The organism is Stenotrophomonas sp. CASM106 (assembly GCF_049384825.1).
In the GTDB taxonomy this organism is placed as follows: domain Bacteria; phylum Pseudomonadota; class Gammaproteobacteria; order Xanthomonadales; family Xanthomonadaceae; genus Stenotrophomonas; species Stenotrophomonas muris.
In genome coordinates this window covers 1-432 of record NZ_JBMRFS010000066.1, presented here as the reverse complement: position 1 = coordinate 432, position 432 = coordinate 1, and the positions used below count along the sequence as shown (strand labels likewise).

The window sequence follows — 432 nt, the reverse complement described above, 5'->3', positions numbered from 1 at the left end:
CGTATCCATGGTGCGAACCTTGGGGTTTCCTCCCAGGCCTATCTGGCGGCAGGCGGCTTCGCGGCGCTGCACTGCGCAGAAGAAGTCCAGCTGGTGAAGACGCTGCAGCGCCTCGGCGCTGATGTGCGATGGGCCGGTGCGCCCGTGGTCATGACCAGTGCGCGCCTGGCAAGCCGCGCGGCAGGAGGGTTTTCTGCCTACCTGGCGGAGATGGGAGTGGCGGGATCCGCCTCGGCGGCAGGCCGGCCGATCGTGCTGGCCTGACGATCGGCCGTTCTGGCGCGCCGTGGCAGGAAACAGCGGAAATGCGGTGACGTCCTCAGCTCACCGGCGAAGTGTGCCCAATTCACGTTTGGCGTTTGCGGTTTCTCAACCGCACCGCCCTTGGACTGGAATCGATCAGCGCGGTCACCCGGTTCCTGTTGCCAGGAC

Annotated in this window: 1 pseudogene; it reads left to right on the top strand. The window is 66.4% G+C overall.

Annotated elements, in window-relative coordinates:
- Positions 1–264 (top strand): annotated as a pseudogene (locus tag VG556_RS22560) (glycosyltransferase family 2 protein); the annotation flags it as partial.
- Positions 265–432 lie beyond the last annotated feature (168 nt).